1 protein-coding gene (cut by a window edge) is annotated in these 24,700 nt (G+C 39.8%); it reads left to right on the top strand.

Annotated elements, in window-relative coordinates; genetic code table 11:
- On the top strand, positions 1 to 24,700 hold the 5' portion of the coding sequence (locus tag FB6_RS09695) for a tandem-95 repeat protein (RefSeq protein ID WP_174559800.1). It continues 14,003 nt past the right edge of the window; the window shows 24,700 of its 38,703 coding nt (coding positions 1–24,700); the start codon lies at positions 1 to 3; its stop codon lies off the right edge, out of view.

Genomic DNA, 24,700 nt, shown 5'->3' with positions numbered 1-24,700 from the left:
ATGAGTCGTAATAATAAGCATACAGCTCAGGAACAAATGTGGACACTTGAACAGCTGGAGCCGAAATTACTCTTGTCAGCTGACTTGATGCCTGGAGTTCATGAAATTACCGGCAATATCGAAAAACCCGGTGAGCAGAAGCAATACGAATTCGTTGTTACCGAAAAAACAAAATTCTTCTTTGATGGAGTCGAAGGGAATAAATTTAACTGGTCTCTGAAAGGAAAAGATTTCGGTCAAAATTTCTCTGCAGTTCAGCTTGCACAGGATAATCATAAATTTCTTGATCTTATACCCGATACTTATCAACTAACTATTGATGGTGATGATGATCAAACAGGAAATTACACATTTAGAATGTTGGGTGAAGGTGCTGCGGTTAGTCTAAACGTAAATGAACAAACAGAACTGAAACTCAATCCGTCTACTCAGGCAATTTTATACAAGTTTGAGTTAAGTCAGGGTGATCGATTGTTTTTTGAAAGCCAGACTGCAAATGCGAGCTGGAGTGTTTTTGACTCAAATGCAAATCTTGTCAAGAATCGTATAAATACTTCTAATTATCAGGGTTTTGAAGCTCTAAGTAATGGAACGTACTGGTTATCTATTGAGGGTAATGACAGTCAAAAGAGTATTGAAAGCCAATTTATCCTGCATGCTTCTAAGCCAGAAGTTGTTGCATTAAATCTGAATGAAAAAACTACTGTTAATTTGAGAAAGCCATTTCAGTCTACGCAGTATACTTTTGACCTAGAACAGAATCAGTGGATTGGATTTGATCAGCTTACTCAAGGTTTAGAGAACACAGAATGGCTCATTAAAGACAGTATTGGCAATATTATTTTTTCAAATAGAATTACAAATCAAAAAGATACAGAAACACCACCACAATTTTTAAAAGCTGGTGCTTATGTTCTGTTCATCAATAGTTTAAGTGCAGTTAAGGGTGAAATAAGTTTTAAGCTAAAAAGTAGTGCACAGGTAGATGCTGTAATTGATCAAAATAATAAAAATTTAAATATTAGTAATTATGGAAATGAATCGAGTTTTGTAAAAATAAATGCACAAAATTCTGATTTTTTGGGACTTATTTCTGAGTTCTATGCAACTAACACTTCTAATGCTAAGTATTTAAATCTAGAAGGAATTTCAGAGAAAGTAATTACATCAGGGTTTTCAGAACAAGGTGTTGAATTATATGAATTGGCGTTAAATAAAAATGACAAAATTTACTTTGAAAAAAATAGAGAAGATGCCTTAATTAGAATTTTTAATGAAAATGGAGAAGAACTTGTAAAATCAGAAATTAATGATTTGGATTTCTCTGTTTTAAAAAGTGGTATTTATTATATTGGAGTTAGTTCCAGTCTAAATAGTAGCTATAATATTGATAATATTTCTGAAAATAGCAAAAAAGAAAAAGTAGCAATTAAAATAAAGTATGTAGCAACAGCCCCTGTAAACTATACTAATACGGATGTGGGTGGATCTATATATACTGCAAAACAACTGGATTTTATTAGACATAAGCAACTTCAAGTTACTATCGGTGATAATAATTCTAGTTATGCTGATGCAGATTTTTATAAAATACAGGTAAAAAGTGGCGATGTTATTAATATTACTACGCCGAATGGTTCTACTTTTAATGGGAATCATTTTGATGGATATTTAAAAGTATTTGATCGATATGGAAATGTAGTGGTTTCCGTAGATGATTCTCCTCTTAACTATAGATTTAATCAAGGAGGAGAGTATTATTTAGCTTTTAGTTCTTATGGTAACAGTAATTATAGTCCATATTATGAAAATAGTGGAGGCTATGCTGGGAATAAAGGGACTATTAATGTAAGTATTGAGTTAAATACATCTGATATTCCGAAAGTATATTTGCTTGATCAGCACGGTAACATTGTTCTTGATACGGCTATAAGTCAGCCTGGGCTTATACAGCAAAGTCTAAATACTCACGAGGATTATTATCTTTGGATTAATACATCACTGAGTAATGCTTCTTATTACTCTTATATATTGGGTTTATCTAATAAAACCACTCAGCAAGTTGAACTACAGGAAAATGTAAAATTAGAATTTAATTTCAGTGGGGTGGCGAATACTCAAGTCGTTGAATTATCTGTTACAGAATCTGGAACATATTTTATAAATCCTGGAAATAATACATTTAATACTTCATGGTTATTAAGTGGTCCGGGTATAAATAATATTAACTGGAATAATGAATTTTCTCAGGGGGAAACTACAGCACAGGCAGTTTACCTTGCTGAGGGGAAATATCAGTTTAGCATTTCAAATTATGACTTGGAGGGACAATATGGAATTGAAATTGTCTCTGCCAAGTCATTAGTAACAATAATTCCAGATCAAGACTATACAATAGATATTCTCTCACCAGGCGAATCTATTGTTTATGCAATTGATTCTGATTATCTGGATGAATATGTTTTTAATCTAAATACGATGCATCCTGATTTGAATATCGCTATTTGGGATCAGTATGGTCAATTGCTTGCTCATCATTTAACTGATGGAACGAATGTTTATCAAGATTATAAACAAAGTCAAATTTATATTTCGGTTATTAACGAAAGCTTATATGAAAGTATTGAAAATATTGTCTTTAACTATCAAAAAACACAGCATGTACAGTCTGTAAATGTTCTTAAGAACATCGCTCTAAATGAGCAAGTGGTTGGGCTGGCAAAAGATTTACCGAGAAATATTAATTATAGCCTTAAACTTGAACAAGATAGTTTTGTTAGTTTTGAATTTATTCAAAATATTTTTGAAGAAGTTGTAATTATTGGTCCTGCTGGAGAAATTATTTCAGGCAATAACTTAAAAGTTTCAGGGCAGTGGTTAACAGCAGGGCAGTATTTTGTAGAATTTAAAAATAAAATTAAAAATACTGAGTTTAATTTTATAATTCGTGAAATGAGTCACTTTTCACAGTTGGATGCTAATGTAACAAAAAATGTAGATTTAAATAACAGTAATGGTATCCAGATTTATCATTTTAATATGAATGCTGAATCAGAATACTATTTAAAGCTGAATAACGTTTTTGGTTTGGCTAAGTTTAAAGTATTAAGTCAAGATGGTTTTGAAATTGTAAGTGGTAATTTTAGTTCAGAAGAAATTTATCTACCTAAAAAAGAATGGAAAAGTGACTATATTCTGATTATTGAATCTACTGGGAATAGCCAGTCATTAGACTTAAAATTAGTTAAGGTTGCAAAAGTCATCAATATGAGTGTGACTGACTCAATTGATTATTCATTTATGATGCCTTATCAAATTCAGGAAATTGAGCTTCAGGTTAATCAGGCTGGCTTATACTTCTTTGATTATAGCTATGTAAATGGTGCATGGTTAGAAATTATCACCAATGATCAGCAGTCAAATGGAATTTCTCCAGAAGCTTATGCTGCTGTAGCACAAAATCAACGTACGAGTTATGAAAACTCCAGTCATCAACTCCAGTCCTATTACCTGAAACAGGGTACGCATAAGCTGATATTACATTCTCGGTGGAGTGCAGATGCTGCATTAATGCTTAACATTAAAGCTGCTACTGATATTGTTGAACTGAATCAAATTGCTTCTGAATGGACTATTCCTGCAATTGAAGCAAATGATACCACTTGGTTTAAAATTCCATATTCAGCTTATAAAGATTTGCAGTTTAAACTTAAAACTGAACAAACAGATTTATCTTTGAATGTGTTTGATGATTATGGATATTCATACAATAATTTTTATGATCTTGAATATCCATTTAGTTTAAATGCAGGGGCTGATTATATTTATTTTGCTATTCATAATAATACTTCAGAGGCTATTCAGGATGTTGTTTTTGAGACAAAAAATAAAAATCTAAGTATCCAGATAAATCAAAATCAGCAATTTAGTTATGATGATTTATCCAATGATCCTACATTTTTATTTGAGGTTGCTGAAAATGGTTGGGTAACGCTTGAATTTGACAATCGCTATTATGGTGATTTATCCATTAGTAATGATTCTGGCTGGTTATTTGATGGTTGGCCTGAATATGTCAATTACCAAAGTCAAATGGCATTTCAAACTATTTATTTGCAGGCGGGGAAATATACGCTTGAATTTAAAGGTAAATCAGGTTACAGCCGACCTAATGTATTGACTGAAGGTACTGAAAATGATGGGGAGATATTGGGTGAGGAAAATATTTTCCAATTTACCCTGCATGCTAATGCTCAGTTGCCACAGATCGAAGTAAATCAGGCTGTTGAGCTGGATCTACAATCGAATTTGGGTTACCAAACGTATTCGATTCATCTTTTAGAATCTAAAGACTATCAATTGCAGTTGTTGACAGAAATGGCTGGAGCATATTTCCGTTTGTACACTAGTGATGGTATTGCATGGAATTCAGGCTATTTCTCATCTGAAGCGGTGCAGTTACAAAAGCTGTATGCCCATGAAGATTATGTTTTAGTTATTTGGAATAATCAGCAGGAGTTGCTGCAAAATCTATCCATAGCTTTAGAAGAAAAGGATAGTACGACAGCAGCAATTCCTGTGATTGCTACAGTTTCAGTGGGTGTTAATGCTACAGTTTCGGTGAATGAGCAAATTACAGCTGACTTGGAGCATCAGGTAATCACGCTTAATATTCAACAGGATGGCACTTATTTTATTTCACAAGGACAGGGTGCAGATGTACTCAGCTGGAGTTTAACGGGTCCATCTTTATATTATGATTATAATGACATAGTAACAGGGTTGTATTTAAAACAGGGTGTTTATCATTTAATCATTAATAATCCTGAGTTGCTAGAAACAACCTATCAATTCAATATTACTCCTTTTTCACAGATTCAAAATCAGCTCATAAAAAACAATGAAGTTCTGGTTAATTCACTTGCTGAAAATGAAACTGTGTTTTATAAACTGGCAATAGAAACTACAGATGAATTGTTATTTAAGAACTTGAGTGGGTTTGCTGGTATTCAGGTTGACTTGTGGACAGAAGACGGATATCACATTAATTCCTATAATGATCTTGCACAAGTATTTCAGATTTATTCATATTCAGATCAGCCAAGTTCACTATATCTGAGCATTTCCAATATTTCCGCTGACCTTATTGAAAATATAAAATTTATTATTAAAGATCAAATTACCCAGCTTGATTTAAATAGTGAGAACTATATTTCAGATGCAGATTTATACAATGGAATATATTTCTATATTAATGTTGATGAAGCGGGCTGGTATGCACTGGATGTGAATTCACCATTACCTTATTCATCCAGCCTATACAATGTAGTAAATGGGGACTGGGAGTATGTAAATCGTTCAGCAGATATGAATGGTGGATTATATTTCCTTAAAGCTGGTCAATATGCTGCTCAGTTCAATTTCCAGTATTTATCTGCAAATGGCTATGATTTGGCTCTTAATCTTGCGCAGCAGCCAGAAGCTAAACAATTATCTGTAGAAAGTCCAAGCATAATTGAGAGTGACTATTTTCAGATTTTTGAGTTAAATGCTGAAAGCGGATTTGATTATTGGATTGATATTGCTGATTTTAATCATCAAGAATCTAGCAACTTAAGATTTACCTTGATTGATGAAAATGGTCGACAGTTAGATGATCAAGTTTATTATCAAACATCTTTATTATCTCTGTCTGAATCTAGTGGTAAATATTGGCTTTTGATTTCGAATTATAATCAAATAGAAACTGAACTGGTTCTTCTAAAACTACCAAAGCAAATTCAGCTTTTAGTGAGTTCTAATGAAACAACAGTACAGGAACTGGACTTCATTGCTGAATATCAACAACAGGATATTATTTTAACAATTGAAAAATCAGGAGCTTATTTCCTTGAATTTTCGGGCTCTGATTCTTTGCAATGGCAATTGGTTGGTTCTGGTCTGCAGGGTGAATGGTTCAGTTCAGAGCCTATGCTTGCGCGTGGTGTGGAATATGCAGCTAATGCCGGGCTGTCATCGGTTTATCTGACAGCGGGTACTTATAAGTTGTCACTGAATTCGCAATGGCAAACAGGACATGTGGCTTTCAATGTCATACCGGCATCTCAGACTGTAAATCTGCTTACAGATGTTGATACGACAATTGATCAGTTGGCTGCAGGGGAAACTAAACTTTATCGCGTGTATCAGGACTACTTTGCTGTATATACGGAAAATTATAACCAGTTTATTTTTAATCTGATTTCAGAACACTATGATCTGCAATTTGATTTCTGGACTCAGACTGGTGAGCGAATTTATCCTGATTATAATAATGAAAAACAGATTATTGAATTAATTAAAACACAGCCATATTTCTATATTTCAGTCAAAAATACCGGGATTGAAGTTCAGGAAAATATTCAGTTCAAGGTGGTTAAGGAAAATAAAGTCACTGAATCCATTATTAGCGAAGCTATAAGCCTGAATCAGACGGTGACAATAAATGAAAGTGAGCTGAATGATCAGCTTGCATTTGAGTTTAGTACGGCTGCAGATGGTTTTATTCGTTTTGATTTTGCCGAGTTAGCCTATCAGTATTTAAAAATTACAGGTTCGGATGGTTTTGTTTACGAAGGAATGCCAAGGACTTTAAATACGGCAACTGGTCAGGCACTTGAAGCATTTTGGTTGAAATCTGGACAATATAAGATTGAATTGTCTGATAAATTAGCCGGGAAAAAGCTACAATTTGTTATTCAAAATCAGTCAGAACTTGAAAATATAGAACAGGGTGGAAATGCTGTTGCAACTTTAAATGCAAATGGCGGTTATCAATTCTTTAACTTGCGGTTAAACAGCAATATTGAGTATTGGTTGCGTCATTCTTCCTCAGCGCAGAATTTGTCAGCATTACGATATACATTATACAGTCAGGATGGGAAGAAACTTTCTAGTGACAATATCTGGTCTATTTATCAGGCATTGCCGAACCAAGGCTTGAGCAATCAGTATATTTTATTGGTTGAAAATTCAAGTAACACTCAGGTTGATTACAAACTCGATTTTATTGCTAAAGATGTGTTACAGCCGACAGCGATTGAACTTGATCAGATTGTGAATGATCAGTTTATCGGGCTAAAGCAAAAGCAAACCTATACATTCACATTAGCTCAGTTGACAGCTTTAAAGCTTGATCAGCTGTCTTTAACGAGTGCGAGCAATACTTATCAAATTAAAAACAGTAAAGGTCAAATTGTAAATTCAAATTATGGTCTTTACATGTTGGCTGCAGATACTTATACACTGACTGTTATCAATAATAATAAGCCAAATGATACTGCGAATTTATTTAGTTTTAAGACGACAATAGTAAGTCAGCTTGTCGATCTGAATGTAAATATCCAGACTTCTGCAACATTGAGTAATGGAATACCGGATAAACTCTTTAAGGTATATCTGGATAAAGACAAGCTTTATGATTTAAGTAAAAATTATGCATCTTATACCGGGATTGTTATTTATGATATAAATGGTTTGGCTATAAAAACAGTTACAGCTAATTATTATGCCTATGGATATGGTTTTTTAGTTAATCAAACTGGTTATTATTATATTCAACCAATTAATTATAATTCCAATAACTATACAGGAAATATAAGTTTTATAATTAATGAGAAAGCATTAAATTTAAATATTGCTGTTGATGAACTGGTATCAGGTAGCTTGATAGGTTATGACAGTCAGCAAAAATATAGTTTGACTATAGAAAAAGATTCTTTGTTTAAAGTAAATGGATCATCTGGTGATATTTATTTAGCAATTAAAAAGAAAGGTGAACGAAATAATATTCAGACTTTTTATTTAAGTGAAAATAGATACTTTGAATTGGAATCTGGTGAGTATGAAATTACAGTTTTGAATTATTCAAGCAGTAAAATCAATTATTACTTCCAGTTTGTAGACCTGAGTTTTGCCAATGCGACACAGTTCAATCTGGATCAGCTATTAAACGTAAATGCAGACAATAGCCAAAAGGCAAATGTACAAACTTTGAGTGGTCAGGCTGGCGAAACCTGGCTTATTGATCTCAGGAATATAGGTACTAGTAATCAGACTATATATTGGGAATTATATGATCCTTCAGGCACTAGAGTTGTATCATCTTATGAGTATCAATATATCAATGGGGACTATTCACAAAAATATACCTTAAAACAATCAGGTCAGTATGTTTTGCTGGTTTGGGGGAATTCATCTAACATTCCAAGAACAGCATCAATTTTGGTGACTAAACCGGTAGAACAGGTACAAGCTGTTAATATTGGTGATCAGATTTCAGGTCAGATTGCTAAAGGTGGTGATGTTCATACATATACACTGAAATTAGATGAACCGACAGCATTTATTGTGGATGCTGTATTGGGCAGTACGAATTTCAGTATTATCCGCGAAGATGGTACTGTGGTTACTTCTAATGCTTATTCAGTACAATATTTAGCTGCAGGTAGTTATCGTTTCGTATTTAGTGGTACGAGAGCAGCTACACCAACTTATTCATTTAAGTTAATTGACTATATTGCAAAATCGTTAGCAGTAAGCAGTATTGATAATATTGGCTTTGAACTAAAAGCAGGTGAGAATTTTGCTTTTATCGCATTAAATACCCAGTCTGGACAAAACTATAATTTTGATTTCAACTCCAATACAGGGCTTTACTATCAAATCATTGATGAGAATGGTCAGATATTATCTTCAGGTTATGATCATTACAGTAGTGCAACATTCATAGCAACTACAGATCAGGTTTATCTTGTTGCGACCAGATCGACCACGACGGCTACACAACAATTTAATGCGCAGATTTCTCCTGTTTTAAATAGTTTGGCACCATTACAATCTGATCAAACAGTCAATCTTTCTATGTCTAAACGGTCTGATCAGGCTGAATATACCTTTAGTATGATTGAAGAAGGCTGGCTGATTCTTGAAAATATTGCTTCAAGCAACTCTAGCCTCGCACTGGCGTTATGGAATCAAAATAACAGTCAGCTTTTCAGTTATAACAATCTACCATCTAGCAATGGAACTGCGAGAGTTTATCTGGCAGCTGGGCATTATTCATTAAGAGTAAATTCCAATAGTGATCAGGCAACTACATTGCAGTTTGACGCCCGTATTGATCAAACAGGTGTGTATAACAACGCAGGTCAGAGCTTAAATACGGCTCAGGAATTGTTCCTGCAAAATGGTCAGACTGAAATGGAGATTATTCAGCCTGTCATCAATCAGCCTTATATGTATAGATTTGTATTGAATCAGGGTGATACGTTTAATGCAATGCTTTCTGATGCTCAAGCAGGACAAATCCGTCTGTTAGATGCCTCAGGTAATGAGTTGGTGGCAGGAACAGCGGGTGCTATACAACATAATGCGACTTTAACCGGTATTTATTATCTGGAACTTAAAAATAATACTACTGACGCACAAAATATTACGCTGAACTGTAGCAAGGCTAATCAGCCAGCAAGCAATGATGCTGGGGATACCTTTGCTACAGCTAAAGAGCTGAACTTTAAAACAGATACACAGTTTAAAATTACCACCACTATCGGTGATGGTACAAATGCCAATAAAGACGTCGACCTATATCAGATTATGCTGGTTGCTGGTGAGCGTTTAAATATTACTTCTTATACAAGTGATTATTTCCTCACACGAATTTTTGATGTAGATGGCAGAGCAGTTTACAGCACATATTATGGTGATGAATCGGGATCCAATTATTATACTGTAGAAAAAACAGGTGTTTATTATATTGGATTAAGTGGATACCAAAATAATAATTATAATCCGCTAACAGGAATAAATACTAAAAATGCATATACCGGCAATAATACAGTTGTTCTAAGTCGTCAGTCCGGATTGATTCGTCCAGTTACACCATTTACTGAGCAGATTATCCTGCCAGAAAATATCACTTCTACAGAAAACTGGTCTGGCAGTATTAATACCAGTTCATTCCAGGAATTTTATTTTGAAGTGAAGTCTGACGGTCTATATTATTTAGACCGAATCCAGTCCACCTATAATTCTTCAAATTATTATCAGGTTTCTGTGCTGGATGCTCAATCAAGAGTGGTAGGGATAGGCTTTAACACTGCTTATTATTTAAAAGCTGGTGTATATAAATACATAGTTAACAATACTTCTTATGCAGAAAATATCCAATTCAAATGGAGCAATCTGTCTGACCCGGCTACAGAGATTCAGCAGGGTCAATCTGCCACTCTAAATTATTCAAAAAATGCAACAGCCGATCGTGTATTTAAATTCTATGCCGAGGCTGGACAAACCATACAGTTTAATAGTTTGGGGCAGGTATCCGGCACTACGCCACTCTATAGAATTGTCAATGAATTCGGTCAAATTATTAGCGGCAACAACCTGAATTCCTCGCAAGATGGTGCTTTGATCAGCCTGAAACATAGCGGGCATTACTATATTGTTTTTGACGATATAACGAGTGGATATAATTCTGAATATTATCAATATTCCGGTTCTGTTTCGTTCCAGCTTGATAATGTCAATTTACAGAATATTCCTCAGTTGCGTTTAAATGACAAAACATCAGGGCTTTTAAATGCTGCAAATCAGGAAGCGACATATCGTCTGCAAGTAGATGAAAAGTCGACAATACTGCTTGATTTATTAACAGCAACGGATTCAAATGTTGTATTTACCATTATTGATCGTAATGGCAGCACCGTTTTTTCCGACAACTCAACCAATTTAATTAATAACCGGATATTGTCGCTTAACGCAGGTATTTATACGGTCAAAGTCAAAACAACATCGTTCAGCCAGCAAGCTTATGGTTTTAAATTTTTAGATTTAAAACAGGTTCAACAGTTGAGCAGTGGCCAGATTGTTGAAGACCGTCTTAAACCTGAAGGCGAGCTGTTTGCATATCAGATTGAAGCAAATGCCGGGGACCGTATATTTATCGATTTTGATGAGCTAATTGCACCAAGCTATGGCTATTACAATGGGCAGTGGAAGCAAAACTATTCCACCAGACTGATTGTGATAGACCCATACGGCCGTCAACAAGTTATTTCCAGAAATGATCTAAACAACCTGGGTTCAGAGTTTGTTGCGACGGTTTCTGGTCAGTACTGTATCTTGTTTGACGAATCAAACCGTAATGATATTGAGTTGCCATTCCGTATGGCGGTGTATGTGCATGCACCATCTAATCCTATTGTGATTGATACTGAAAATAAACCTCAAGTGAATTTGTCTGCACAAAATCTGAGTGTGAAGAGTGTTGATGGTGGCGCTATTCAGGCAGGCAGTCAGCTAGAGATTCAATGGACGGTCAGCAATACAGGTGATATTAGTACATTTGGTGATTTTACCGACCGTATTTTGATTAAACGTAAAGATACAGGCGAAATTATTGCAGAAAGTCTGGTGTCTTATTCTGAACAGCAACAAGGCAGTATCTTGGCACAGCAGTCAGTGATTCGAACAGCTGTAGTTAAACTTCCTGAAGGAAATTTAGGCGCGGGTGATTTTGAAATCATTGTTGAAGCGGATTTTTATAATCATCAAAAAGAAACAGTAGAAACCAAAAAAGATAACCAGACAATCTCAGACTTCGCCAGCGTATTAAGAAATTATCCTAATTTAACTGTGGAACAGCTGGCGTTATCTCCAACGCTGAACTGGCAGGCAGGTGAAACCGTTACGCTCAACTGGAATGTTAAAAACTCAGGTCAGGTAGCGGCTCAGGGCAACTGGGTGGAGCGTGTTGAAATTATTAATCTCACCACGGGAGCGGTTGTAGTCAGTAAAGATGTCCTGATGACTGAACAAAGCCTGAGTGCGAATAGTCATATTCAGCGTAGCTTTGACTTTATCTGGCCATCCGATGTACATGCTATTGGGCAATTTGCCATTAAGGTTAAAGTCGATGCCCTCAATGCTGTTCCGGAATACAGTGCACAGGGTTCACTGGAAAATGACAATGAAACCCGGATTACCGTAAGTGCAGGACCAGATCTGGTTGTTCAGAATTTACAGTTGATGCAATCGCAAATTCAGGCTGGTGATCTGGTCACGGTGAACTGGCAGGATGTCAATCAAGGCAGTGTAGCAACACCTAAGAACTATCAGGACCGGATTATTATCCGCGCCAAAAATGCAGATGGCAGTGCTGGTCAGATTGTAATGAATTTTGCTGTGGCATTTAATGGTAATGCTGCATTGCCATTATTGGCAGGTGAAACACGCGACCGCAGTTTCAGCTTCACCATGCCAGAAGGTGTTGAAGGTATTGGTCAGTTCATCATAGAAGTGGTTGCCGACAGCAACATTACCGGCCAAGGTGTGATTTATGAAGTCAATGTTTCAGGAAATGCCGAGACCAATAACAGCAAGACAGCAGCCTTTATCTCAAGCGCCAAAACTTATGCCGATCTGGCTGTATCTAACATTATTGTGCCGACAGAGATCGGTTCAGGTAATGCTGCTCAGATTCAATGGACAGTTTCCAACTTGGGTGACAAGGCTGCCGAAGGACAATGGGTAGACCGGATTGTCTTGAGCCGTGATTCAATTATTGGCAATGCTGACGATATTATTCTGGCCAGCTTTAATCGGATCAAAGAATTAAATCCGGGCGAAAATTATCAGCAAAATGTCACGATAAAAATTCCGACGCGTATAGAAGGCCAATATTACTTAGCGGTCACCAGTGATGTGAATCAGAGTGTTAAGGAACCTGATACTCGAGCAAACAATCAGTCTATTTCTGCTAAGCTAAATATTGTTAAAACCTTTACAGATTTGGTGCCGGAAATTATTTCATCTCCAGCTGCACTTGGGGTGAATGAATCAGGACGTATAGTCTGGAAAGTTAGCAATAATGGAAACTTGACGACAGATATTAACCGCTGGGTTGATACAGTTTATATCTCTACCAAATCCGTTTTTGATTCAACAGCAAGCATGCTGGGTTCAGTGACCCGTGCGGGAGGACTGGCAACCGGAGAATCTTATGAAGCCTATCTGGATTTCTCTCTGAATAAAGTGTTGGGGCAATACTATATTTTCGTCAAAACTGACAGTTATGGTGCCGCTTATGAGCCAGAACACACCGCTAACAATACTGTGGCGTCTGCGCCATTATCTCTTGAAGGTGAAAAACTTCCAGATCTACAGGTGTCTGACATTCAGGTACTCTCACAATGGCAATCCGGGCAACAGCTTAAATTATCCTATACGTTAAATAATACTGGAACAGCTGATTTTACTGGTTTGGTGTATGACAGCGTGCGTTTGGTGAATGTCAATGATCCTGCCCAAACTTATACTTTGTCATTTTCACCGTCGTCATTTAACAGAAATATAGTGAAGGGTGGGAAAGTTGTTCAGGAAGTCAGCTTTACTGTGCCGAATATTGCTTTGGGGCAGTGGCGTTTGGAAGTTATTTCAGATGAGCGCAATTATGTCCGTGAGCTGAACCTTGTGAGCCATACGGCAAATACCGTAATCCAAATGGTGAGTACGGATTTGGTCACTGGAAATATCCAAACCTCAGGTATTTTGCAGGGCGGTCAGGAAATAGAAATCTCTTGGATTACCTATAATCAGGGAGAGGCTCAAGCTGGCAATGTGAAAGATATTGTCTATCTGTCTCTGGATGATGCCGTCGATGGTAAAGACATCAAAATTGGCGAAGTTCTTCACACTGTAATTGCGGGTCAGTCATCTGTTTCGTCTGTATTGAATTATAAATTTCCGCTGGATTTATCAGGCAAATGGCGTTTGATTATTGTGACGGATGCCAGCAAGAACAATGCAGAAAAAGATGCAGAAACAAACAATACTACACTTCAGTCCTTAGATATTGCCAAAGCTTTATATGCTGATTTAGTGGTGACGGATATTCGTGTTCCTGAGCAGACCATTGGCGATCCGGCAATGTTCAAAGTGGAATGGACGGTTTCTAATATGGGAACTGGTGCAGGCATAAATACAACCTGGACAGATACCGTCATTTATTCTACAGACAATGTTCTGGGTAATTCAGATGACATTGTTTTAGGCAAGGTTGTACGCAATGGAGAATTACTGAAAGATGAAGCCTATACCTCATCTGTGGAATATCGTTTTGGTCCGAATTTCACCCGAAATGGATTTGTCTTTGTACAAACAGACAGCCTGAAACAGGTTTGGGAAAATGGACTGGAAGATAACAATACGCTCAAAGCGGATCATGCTGTCAATGTTATGCCAAAGGCTTATGCCGACTTGCAGATTGTCAATGTAGAGGTGGAAAATTTAGGCCAGTTATACAGTGGTGCTTCAACGCTGATTTCCTGGACGGTTGCCAATAAGGGTATCGGCATTACAGATAAAGACACTTGGGTGGACAATATCTGGCTCAGCAGTAATGCAGACGGTAGTGGTCAATTATGGCAGCTTGGATCTGTGAAACATCTGGGATATTTGGCTGCAAGTGGTGTTTATGAGCACAGCCTGAATATTCTATTACCAGATGGCTTAAATGGTACTTATTACCTGAATGTGGCTACCGATTATGGCAATAATGTTTTTGAGTTTATTTACGATAAAAACAATAGCCATAATGGTATTTCTACCAGTATCCAGCTTGCAGACTATCCAGATTTGGTTGTTGAAAATATTGTCCTGCCTGTATCTGCATTTGAAGGGCAGGAAATCGAATTTAGCTGGACGGTACGTAATATTGGTCTGAAGGATGCGACTGGCGTATGGAATGATTCAGTACGGCTGGTTTCCATAGATAACAGTAAAAATCCGATTGCGCTGGGTAACTACAGTTATACTCAGGGTGTGGAGATGGGTAAAACCTATACTCGCACGGAAAAAATCCGTTTACCGGCCCGCCTAGAAGGGGCTTGGCGTTTGGAAGTCACCACCAATACAGGCAATCAGATTTATGAACTGGCTGGCAATAGACAGAACAATATCCTGATTTCTGATGATGTATTGCGTGTTGACTTGAATGCGCGTCCAGATTTACGAGTTACTGATATAGAAATACCGGATTCGGTCGTCGCTGGTGGCAAAATCAGTGCGAAATTTACCGTATCCAACATGGGACCAATGGTGACATCATCCCAGTGGAAAGATTCGGTGTATTTATCTCTGGATGGAAAACTCAGTTCAGATGACATTTTAATTGGTCGTTATAACAGTGGTTCAGCTTTGGCAACGACGCAAAGCTATACTACCTTGACTGAAGATTTCACCATTCCGCTGCGTTACCGTGGTGACGTGTACATTATTGTTGTCGCGGATCAGACATCTTCTGTGGATGAATATCCAAATGAAACCAACAATGTCCGTGTACAGAAATTATTTGTTGAACCGGTTCCATTTGCAGATCTGGTTGCCAGCGATGTGGTTGCCCCTGATCAGGTGACTCATGGCAGTAAAATCTCAGTAGATTATAAAGTAACTAACAAAGGCTCGGCCAAAACACAGGGTGACGACAGCAGTATTACGAGCTGGGTCGACAGTATCTGGTTAACGGTGGACAAACGTCAGCCAAGTCCATCTAAGGGTGATATCAAACTGGGTGAAATACGTCATAGTGGTCATTTGGAAATTGGTGAGGACTATCTTGGTAATCTCACTGTCACCATTCCGGAAGGGACATATTCAGGGCAGTACTATATTACCGTCTGGAGTGACACTTATGATGTGATTCTGGAAGACACGCTTGCCAGCAACATTAATCTGGATGACCCATCTCAGTTTAATAGTAATAATTTCAAGGCAAGACCAATCAGTGTTCTGGGTTATACACCACCAGACTTTACGGTGGTTGATGTTAAGGCACCGATACTGACGCAAACCGGTAATGCTTACCAATTCAGCTATACTGTGAAAAACCGTGCAGATGAATTTGAGGGTAAATGGACTGATGAAGTCTGGCTGGCGGACAATGCAGACCTAAGCAAAGCCAAGGTTAAATGGAAACTGGGTGAATTTACCCAGAACAGAAAACTGGGCTATAACGAAACCTATACGGTAGAACAAAGTATTGCTGAGTTGGCGCCGTCTGTTTCCGGGCTATATCTGGTAGTACAAACCAACGTAGGTCAATTGCTCAACCAGAAAAATCAGGTGCGTACAGAAAAGGCCAAGGATAATAATGCATTAGCTATTGCTTCTGAGGTCATTAATGCCCCAGCCGATCTAGCAGTGAAAGAAGTACTGGTCGATTCTCAGGTTTATTCAGGTGAAAAAGTTAATATTTCCTGGACGGTTGAAAACAAGGGTGCAGATGTTTGGACTGGAACTCAGTCCTGGACTGATTATGTTCTGATTAGTGCATATCCAAACTATATGCCTGAATACTCAACTGTGATTGGTTCAGTGACTTATTCGAATGTTCAAGGGCTGAAGTCTGGACAGACCTATACGTCTACAGGCCAGTTCAATGTACCTGCCGGCTATGATGGCAAATATTATATCTATGTCATTAGTGATGCGCGGATGGGGTCGGGAGGCCGAGTATATTATCCATCTGAAGCCGAATCATGGCCAAGTTCAAATGATGGTGCATTGGAACATTATCTCTCCACCGTATTTGAAAAGGGTGTTGTTTCTAACAATATTAATCAGACTTCACTGGATATTATTTATCGTGAGCCTGATCTGGTGATTCAGGATATTCAGGTTTCCAATCCGGCTCCGGATGCGGGAGATACCATTACCGTTACCTGGACAGTGACCAATAATGGAACCCGAGATACCCGAGTTTCATCCTGGTATGACGGCATTTATTTGTCACTGGACGATAATATTGATATGGCTGACTATCCAGTGGTAGATCGTGGTAGTGAGTTTGAAGTTTTCTCAAGAGTCAAGCAAACCAAGATTTACAATGCTGAAGGTAAAGCGGACGTACTTAAAGTTGGGCAAAGTTATACCCAGTCCGTCACATTTACCCTTCCATCAGCAATTGGTGGAAAATTCAACATTATTGTCAAAGCTGACACGAACTATACCAAAGATTGGGAAGAGCCAGTTCCTTCTTTAATTCGTAAATCATTGGATACCATTGATAAAGTACGTCAATACGATCAGGGTGCTGTTTTAGAATTTAAAGATGAAGGCAATAATGAAAAATCGATTGAGCTGAACGTTAATTATGTCAGCCCACCTGATTTACAGGTGGTTTCGGTAAATAGCCCGCTGAGCGTGATTTCAGGACAGAAAGTCGATATTTCCTATGTTGTTAAAAACATGGGAGGAAAAACACCGGGCGATCAAAAATCCTGGACTGACCTGATTTATATCTCGACAGACCGTGTGCTTGACTTGAACAAGGATAAACTTCTGGGCTATGTCAATCATGGCACAGGATTAGCTGCAGATGCGGAATATACCGCCTCAATTCAGGCACAAATCCCGACAGAAATGAAGGGAACCTACTATGTCTTTGTGATTACAGATCCTGCTTATTATCGTGATGGCGCAACAGGCAAAGTATTTGAATTTGACAATGATCTAAACAATGCCACGACTGCATTACAACCCTTGTTGATTATTCAGCCAGACCCTGTCGATTTGCAGGTCACAGACATCGTGATGCCAGGTCAGGTGAAAACAGGTGAAAAGCTTACAGTTCAATATACCGTGCAGAATAAGTCCGAGTATCAGGCACATGGTCAGTGGTCAGATGCTATCTATCTGTCACGTGACAATGTCTGGGACAAGCAGGATCTTCTGCTTGGACGTTATACTCACAATGGTGGTTTAAACGCGCAGGGAACTTATACCGGTTCTGTGGAAGCGATGCTTCCTGCTATTCAGGATGGACAATGGTATATTGTCGTGCGTCCTGATATTTATAATGAAGTTTATGAAGGCAATATCATTTATACCGAAACAGGTCTAAATATTGCTCCAAATGAAGCAAATAACGAAATGGCTTCTGCATCTACCATTGCAGTGACAGTGCCAAAATTATTGCTCAATACCAGCACGGATCTGAATTTAAGCAGTGGTAACAGCTATTTATATAAAGTCGATGTTGGCGTTGGGGAAACCTTGCGTGTCCGTCTGGATTCCAGTGCGCTTCAAGGTTCAAACGAACTGTATATCCGTTATGAAGCGGTACCGGGCAGCGGTCAGTACGATTATGCCTATACACTGGCAAATTCACCTGATCAGGAAATAGTGGTGCCGACGACACAGGCCGGTAGTTATTATATTTTGGTTAAATCAAGCAACTCTGCGAAAAATACAGCAGCAACCATCATTGCAGAAACTTTACCGTTATCTATTACCAAAGTTACCCCTGATCAGGGTGGAACAGGTACTGACGATTATCGCTGGGTGACAGTCGATATTTATGGTGCGCAGTTTGCTGCAGGGGCACTGGTGAAATTAAGCCGTCCGGGTGTCTTTGAAATTGAACCAGAACGCTGGCAGGTGATTGATGCAACGCATATCCGTGCGGTATTTGACCTGCGTGAAGTACCCCATGGTCTGTATGACATTGTAGTAGTGAATCCAAATGGCGACCGTGTGACTGAACCGTATCGCTATCTGGTTGAGCGTGCCATAGAGCCTGATGTCACCATTGGTCTGGGTGGCGTGAACAGTGTCGAGCCAGGAAACAGCTCTTTATACAGTGTGTCATTGCAAAGTTTGACTAATGTGGATACGCCATATGTGCGTATTGATATTGGTGCGGTGGAAATGGGCTATAACGAGTATTTGCTTGAAGGCCTGAATTTACCATTCCTGATTTTTGGTTCAAACGTGGGTGGACAGCCTGCCGGCATTATCTATGGTGATCAGGCAAATACTCAGCAATATGGTGTAACGCCAACCGATCAGAGCCAGCTGAAAAATATTCCATGGGCAAGTCTGGACAGCACACTGAATACTGCGGGTATTAACCTTGCTCCAGGTTATGCATTTGACTTTAATGCTGCTGGTTTTACCGGTTTCACCTTTAGCCTGAAGACTTATCCAGGTCTTAAAGAATGGATTGAAATGGATTTTGAAGGGCTGAGAGAGCAGCTTTACATGATCCATCCTGAGTGGAAAACTCAGGGACTGCTGGATAATGGTATTTATGATTTAAATAAAATTGCACCTGGGCTAGCAACACGCTTCCTTGATCCAGAAGAGCGCCTGACTGATCAGGAAGCCATGGCGCTGGCTTTCCGTTTCAATATCACTGCGGCAGCAACACCAATCAGCCGTGCAGAATTCATTCAGGATCAGGTGCAGCATGCACTGAAAATGCGGGATGCCATTGTAGAAGATGCATCTGCAAGCATGAACCTGAAAGCACTGGCAGCTGATGAAACTCAATGGGTTCAAGGCTGGCTCGCGGCATTGGAGGAAGCAGGATTATTACGTCCGGAAAATGAAGCACCGGCCATTCGTGAGAACATTAATGTACTCAGTCTGACTGCCAATCTGGCAACAGGTCTGTTATTGTCTAAAGCAGGTGAAAGTTATAAATCACAGGCAAGCATCAAGGCATTCTTTGAACAGATTCAACAATGGTATGGCGATACGTCTAAGTGGGCGGGTGATCCTGAGGCATTAAAAGCGAAGGTGGCTTATTACGAAACGCGCTCCAATGATGAAGGCGTCTTTGTAGAAATCCCAGTGCCTGAAAATATCACTGCTGAAGATTTATTGTTGAACAATCAAGGCAACCCTCACTTTATTAACTTTAATGTATTTGTGGGTGATCAGTCCTATCTTGAATACCTGCGTAAACTTGGTCTATTGGATGAAGATTTCAATCCGGTAGGTGCTCAGGCACTGGCACTAAAACAGTACTTGCAGCAAATGGCGACTGTGAATAACGATGTGATTCGTGTACAGGGACCTTCGGTGATGCCGCATACAGATGGCAAATCCTATGTGCCGGCTGAAACTGCGTTGCCATATAAAATCAGTTTCCAGAATAGCAGTGAAGCGGCTTTAAATCAGATTCGTCTGGTTTCTCAGATTGATGAACAGCTTGATCCTTATAGCGTGCGTCTGACTGATATTAAAATTGGCGATATCAATATTCATGTTCCAGAGAACCGCAGTAGTTTCACCAGCGATTTTGATTTTACCTGCAGCCTTGGCTTTATTCTTCGAGTCAGTGCAGGTGTAGATGCTGAAAACAAAGTATTGAACTGGTTAATTCAGGCGATTGATCCTGCGACAGGTGAAGTGTCAAAACTGGATTTACATTCTTTATTAAAAATTGATGGAAATAGTAAAGGCTTTGTCGGTTATACCGTTCAATCATTGGAAACGTCGGCATCGGGTGAGGAAATTGTTACTCAGGCCCGAATTTATCTGAATGATACGCCTCCAGTAGACAGTCAGGTTTACAGTTATGTACTGGACAATCATCGTCCGACCACTGTGCTTAACGTAACTTCTCAGCAAAGCCCGGTTGCAGACCAGGTTCATTATAAAGTGAACTGGTCGGCACAGGACGATTTAAGCGGTATCCGTTATGTCACCTTGTATGTGGCTGAAAATGGCGGTGATTTTAAAATCTGGAAAAAACAGCTCACACAGGCTGAGGGTGAAGCTTTATTTGTTGGGCAGGCAGGAAAATATTATGAATTCCTTGCAGTTGCAACAGATATTGCGGGTAATCAGGAAACCGCCAAAGTCAGTAACGCCGTTATCCCGGATGATGGTTCACGTCAGCAGGTTCTAAGTGAAATTGGCAGTAATGAGTCGGTGCAACAGACTGCACAGATGCCTCAGGCGTCTCAGGACCGTGATTATTTAGATAATGCACTGTTCACAGAAGCACAGAAGGGCTTTGCAGGACAAATCGATAAAAATCAAAGTACAGACCTGAATTCAGTATTGTCGCCATTCACCTTGAATGCGTTTGCAAGCGGTTTTAATGCCAGCCAAGGGGAAGTAGGTGCGCTGGCAATGATTGAATTGCCGGATCTCAGTATTTTAGTGAGCGCAGGACAATACCGTAATCAGCTGTTTATTTATGGTGAAGATGGCGGTACGACGCAGAAACCATTATTTACTTTTGACCAGCCAATTATGGATATGGCAGTGGATTCCAAAGGTCAATTGTGGGTACTGACAGGTGCCGAGTTGTGGTTACTGGATTATTCTACAGGCCAGATCATAGAAAGATTCAAGGGGCCTGCGAATGAGCCATTAACGCATGCTATTGCAGTTGAACCAGAAACAGACCGTATTTATGTCTCTTCAGGAAATGGTATCGAAATTTTTGATATCAATGCTCCTGATGGTCAGCGTTGGACGCATTTCTCCAATTCGCTGGTGTCAGATCTTGCTTTTGGTCCTGATGGCCGTTTATGGGCAGTACGCTGGACCAGTGCCAATATTCTGTCCAACCTGGGCAAGACTGATATCATCAGCATGCCGTTATCAGGCAAGACCAAAGGCCGCGCTGAAGTTGAATATACTCTGAATGGCTTAATCGACAGTCTGGTATTTGGTCAGAAAGGATCGGCATTTGAAGGCTTGCTGTTTGCTTCAGCGAACAATAGCCAGCAGTTGACCAATAACAGCAAGTCACTGGTCAAAATTGAAAATTCATCCGTATGGATGATTAGCCTTGCCAAGCATCAGGCGGTTCAATTGGCCAAAGGGGGTTCACGTGGTGAATCCATCTTGATTACCCATGATCAGCGCATTCTGGTTGCACAGACCAATAGCATTGATGAAATTGCATTGCTGAAAGCACCAACAGTGATTTCAAGTTCAATTCAGGATGGTGCATATTTACCATTGCCATTAAGTTATGCAACGCTTGGTTTTGATCAGGCAATGTGGCTAGGCAACAATGGCAATGACAGCAGTGACGTTGCAAGTGTCCTTAACCCGGAGAATTACCGTTTTGTCGGATTGGGTAAAAATGTCAATCAAACCCTGATTCCTGAAGCGGTGAAATGGGATAAAGCAACCAATAGTGTCATTCTGACCTTGCCAAATATGGCAGCAGGTCAGTGGCGAATTGAAGTTTCATCAAATCTGCAAAGTGCGAAGCAGACCCGACTTGAGGGTGTCTATACTGCGGCATTTACCACAGTGACCGACTACAGCGCTTTCATCACGATTGAATTTGATAAAACCCGCGCTGACCGTCTGACTGGTACAGTCAGCTATGATGTAAAACTGACCAATATCGGACAGGACAATATTCAAGGGCCTTTATTACTCCTACTTGATCCAGGTCACTACTTTAATGGCGGCATTGTGGCAAGTCAGCAGGGACAGGGCGTTCAGGATGAACTGTGGCTGCTTGATCTGGGAAGCTATATACAGGCTCATGGCGGCAGCTTAAAAGCGGGTGAAAGTCTGTCTGGCATTACGGTATCTGTAGTGAAAGCAGAAGATTTAACGCTTTCTTCAGATGCTGCACGCTTATTAAAATTTGATCTTTCGCATCAGATTTATGCATTGCCGTATGACAATCAGCCTCCTGTGATTAGCTATGATGAAAATCAGTTAATTGCCAAGGTTAATGAAACCTGGACACTGGATTTGGATGCTGTCGATCTGGACGGTAATCAGTTCCAATGGAGTGTGGTCGAAGCACCACAAGGTGTCAGCATCACTTATCAAGCCGAAGGTCAAATCAATGATCAGGGCTATATCTCGCATGCACAATTGAGCTGGACGCCAAATACAAAAGATCGTACAGACAGTGAAATCCTGATTAAAGTCGTGGACAGTCGTGGTGGTGTGGCCTTTAAACGTCTGAAACTTGAAGTCGTGGGTGCCAACCATGTTCCTGTGATTTCTGCCATTCGTGATATTACCCTGACTGAAGGGCAAAGTCTGGCACAGCAACTGCTGGTGGCAGATCAGGATGGTGATCGTATTGCCATGTTGGTACGTAATCTGCCAGCAGGTGCTGAGTTTGATGCAGCTACTGGTATGCTCAGCTGGACACCGGCCTATGATCAGGCCGGAGTTTATGAAGGGATTGAACTGGTGGTATCCGATGGCAAACATGAAAGCCGTTACCAGTTCAAAATTACAGTGAAGCAGGGCTTTGAAAAACCTGTACTTTACGCCGTCGCTGAACAGCAGTTACGTGAAGGCGATCGTTTCACTCTACAGCTTGCAGGCCAGTTGCCACACGGACTGGAGCAATATTCGGGCTATGACATCGAACTGAAATACAGCGCAGAGTGGCTGCCAAGTGGAGCGACATTAAAGAAAGAAACCGGCTGGCTGGAATGGACGCCTGGTTTTGCTCAGGAAGGTCAATATGACATTCCACTGCGTCTGGTGGCAACCTATACGCCTAGCAATGGTGGTATCCCGGTCAGAACGGTAGCAACGCAAACTTTAAAGCTGATGGTTCATAATGCCAATGCAGCACCACAGTTCGAATCCGCAGCAAGCTGGACCGTATTGGAGGGTTCAAGTGTTCGCTTAAGTGTCTTTGCATTTGACCCGGACAATCCAGAATTTGAACCTGCATTCAAGTCTCATAGTCAGAGCCAGGCTGTTCAGATGACGGATATTACACCGTCAGTTAGCTATGAAGTGTCGGGCTTACCTGAAGGGGCAGTATTCGATCCGGAAACACTGGAAATTTACTGGAATCCGGGCTATCAGCAAGCAGGCATCTATAAAGTTCGTGTCGTGGCAACAGATGATGGAAATGGCACGGGAACCCCACTTTCCACAGAACGTATTTTTACCATTAACGTATTAAACGCGAACCGTGCGCCAGAAATTGGTGATCTGCAAAGTGTTATTGTGGATAAAGGTTCAGTGCTGGAAATACCGGTGTCTGCTACAGATAAAGATGGCAACAAGATTGATCTTCAAATTGAAGGTTTACCGCCATTTGCGACTTATGTTCAGGTTCAAACCGGTTCGGAAGTGAAAGGAATCATCCGCTTTGCACCAACTGAGGGACATCGTGGTGATTACACCATCAATGTAACCGCATTTGATAATGGTGATGGCGATATCAACCAAATACAGGCAACCAGCAAGAGTTTTGTGCTAACTGTAAGAAGTTATAGCGAAGCACCAATACTGAATGTACCAGCAAGCAGCGTTGCTGTGGCAGGTCAAACCATTCGTATTCCGGTATTTGTATCGGATCTGGATCAGGATGAGCTGAGTTATGTGGTTCAGGGCTTGCCGACAGGTGCGCAGCTGATTCAAAGTAATCAGTATGGCTATGCAGAAATTGTATGGACACCTACAGCAAATCAGGTTGGTCAGTACAATTTGAGTGTTCAGGTTTCTGACACTGGGTTGCCACCTGAAAATCTAGGCTACAGTGTACCTGCGGATTATGTTCCTGTTCCTAGCGTTGCAGTTCATGATATCAAGATCATTGTTCGCGCTACCAATGCTGCGCCAGAGCTGCTGGGTATTCAGGTCAATGCTGGCAGAACAACACATCAAGAAAATGATGTGCTGGTTATTGATGCTCAGGAAGGGCAAATGCTCAACTGGACCGTGCTGGTCAGAGACATAGATCAGGACTCGTTAAGCTGGTACTTCAGTCAATTACCTCGTGGTGTTAATATCACGACCCAGTCTTTGGGTAATGGTCAAAGCCAGTTGTCCTTCAGCTGGTTGCCAAGCATGTTTACAGCTCAGGGCAGCCTTGCTTCAGCGGAACTGGGACAATATAACTTTACGGTCACAG

It is taken from the genome of Acinetobacter bouvetii (assembly GCF_902753875.1).
Classification (GTDB): Bacteria; Pseudomonadota; Gammaproteobacteria; order Pseudomonadales; family Moraxellaceae; genus Acinetobacter; species Acinetobacter bouvetii_A.
The sequence above is the reverse complement of the archived record's forward strand: the minus strand, read 5'-3'. Positions and strand labels throughout refer to the sequence as shown.